General features: G+C 50.4%; 3 protein-coding genes. 1 reads left to right on the top strand and 2 read right to left on the bottom strand.

Features of this window, described 5'->3' with window-relative positions:
* Positions 1–61 precede the first annotated feature (61 nt).
* Together BIT28_RS30140 and BIT28_RS00095 are read right to left on the bottom strand one after the other, a co-directional pair.
* The gene (locus BIT28_RS30140) at positions 62–193 is read right to left on the bottom strand and encodes a hypothetical protein (protein ID WP_281251539.1); all 132 of its coding nucleotides are present in this window, start codon (positions 191–193) and stop codon (positions 62–64) included.
* Positions 190–1,077: a tyrosine-type recombinase/integrase gene (locus tag BIT28_RS00095; RefSeq protein WP_075761612.1), complete on the bottom strand. Its 888-nt coding sequence runs from the start codon at positions 1,075–1,077 to the stop codon at positions 190–192. The genes BIT28_RS30140 and BIT28_RS00095 overlap by 4 nt, the downstream gene beginning before the upstream one ends.
* Before the next feature lie 240 nt (positions 1,078–1,317).
* On the opposite strand from BIT28_RS00095, the gene BIT28_RS00090 reads away from it, so the two are divergent.
* Positions 1,318–1,542 (top strand): hypothetical protein, encoded by a 225-nt coding sequence (locus BIT28_RS00090; RefSeq protein WP_075761611.1) that lies wholly within the window; start codon positions 1,318–1,320, stop codon positions 1,540–1,542.
* The last annotated feature ends 96 nt before the right edge of the window (positions 1,543–1,638 follow it).

The following is a 1,638-nucleotide window of genomic DNA, read 5'->3' as shown; positions in this document are numbered from 1 at the left end:
TTCTAGCGAGCACTAAAAGAGTATCAAGAATGTGTTCAAGGGAGTGGATTAACCTGACCAGTTAATTTTCCAGATTGGTATTACAGCAGCACATTGCCGAGATAGCCCGGCGGATGTCGGGTGACAGGCGGTGGCGATAAGACAGCAGGAGCTCATCACAGTGGGCAGAGAGCAGTGAGATAAACGGGCTCATGGTGCCTCCCACATGACGACGAGCGTGTCAGCCAGCTGATTGACCGCTTTAATCGCACTCGACTGCTTGGCCGTTGTGAGCTGGGTGTAGCGTGCCGTGGTATTGAGGCTGGCATGGCCAAGCAAGGCCTGCAATGAGCGTAAGTCGAGCCCCTGCTGCAACAGGTGGGTGGCATAGCAGTGGCGCAGGGAATGCGGGCTGACCGACTTGTTGATTCCACATTCACGGCAGACCTGTTTCATGGCTTTTTGCACACCGCCCCTGTCCATCGGCGACTCGGCCCCTTTACCCATTCTGGGGAATAGCAGGCGCGGATGGCGGTGGGATTGCCAGTATGAGCGTAGTGCGCGTAACGTCCTGTCGGGTAATGGCACCAACCGGTCTTTACCGCCTTTCGCATTGCGGACATGTACCTGATGCTGGCCGCTGTCGATATCGGCCACGGTGAGGCTGAGTCCTTCGCCAAGCCGTAGTCCCAGGCTGTAGAGGGTATAGAAGAAGACCTGGTAGCGGCGTTGCCGGGTCATGGTGATAAGCAGGCCGACTTCGTCGGGGGTGAGAATATCAGGCAGGCGCTTGACCTGTGGCGGTTTGACAATGTCGAGGCACTGCCACTCTTTATCGAGCGTGTGGCGGTAGAAAAACTGCAGGCCGTTGCGGTCGAGTTTGACGGTGCTCCAGGAGTGGGTGTCAATCAGGTTAACGAAGTAGGTTTTGAGCTGGGCCAGGGTCAAGTTATCCGGCGGGCAGTCGAAGAACGCGGCAATGCGCCTAACGGCGCGGGCATAGGCATCGATGGTGGCCGGACGTTTGCCCTGTAGGGTTAAGTTATTGAGGTGCTGCAGATAAAGTGCATCGAAGTGGCGTTGTTGTTGGGTATTCATGGTACTGTCTCCAGTCCGCTGCCCCAATGGCAGGGTTCAGAGATCAGTATGTGGGTCACTTTTGTTCTGCCGCGAAGCGGCTTAGTTCAACAATAAATTTAAGCAGATTCGTAACGCTTGGCATTTTTGCTTTGAATCGGCTCCAGTGTTTAAGGCACAATGGTTTAGTTGGATAGTAGCGTTACTCACTACTTAATTTGGCGTTATGCTTTTCGTTTCATTCATAAAAGGGACTTGTTAATGGCTGGAAATATACAAATTGTTAGTGTTGGTGATGGAAAAAACTTTAAGGTAAATATGAGAGGGAAATCATTTCAATTGGTTCTTAATAGCGAAGAAGGGACTTTTGAAATGAAAGGTGATATTCCTAAAGAAGTAAGTGAGGATCCGGAAAGCTTTCTTGAGTGGTTATTGCCGAAAGTTAATGTTGTAATGAAAAGTGGTGATTTTAAATATATTAATTGATGACGAGGTGATTTAGATGATCTGCCCCAATAAGATTGGACACCAAGTTAAGCGACATTCTTCTGTTCAAATACGACGGGGCTTAGATACCCAAGA

Source organism: Photobacterium proteolyticum (assembly GCF_001939735.1).
Lineage (GTDB): Bacteria > Pseudomonadota > Gammaproteobacteria > Enterobacterales > Vibrionaceae > Photobacterium > Photobacterium proteolyticum.
The sequence above is the reverse complement of the archived record's forward strand: the minus strand, read 5'-3'. Positions and strand labels throughout refer to the sequence as shown.

Bases quoted from the DNA above. Each gene is read 5' to 3' on its own strand.
- BIT28_RS30140 (WP_281251539.1), bottom strand. From the start codon at position 193: ATGAGCCCGTTTATCTCACTGCTCTCTGCCCACTGTGATGAGCTCCTG.
- BIT28_RS00095 (WP_075761612.1), bottom strand. From the start codon at position 1,077: ATGAATACCCAACAACAACGCCACTTCGATGCACTTTATCTGCAGCAC.
- BIT28_RS00090 (WP_075761611.1), top strand. From the start codon at position 1,318: ATGGCTGGAAATATACAAATTGTTAGTGTTGGTGATGGAAAAAACTTT.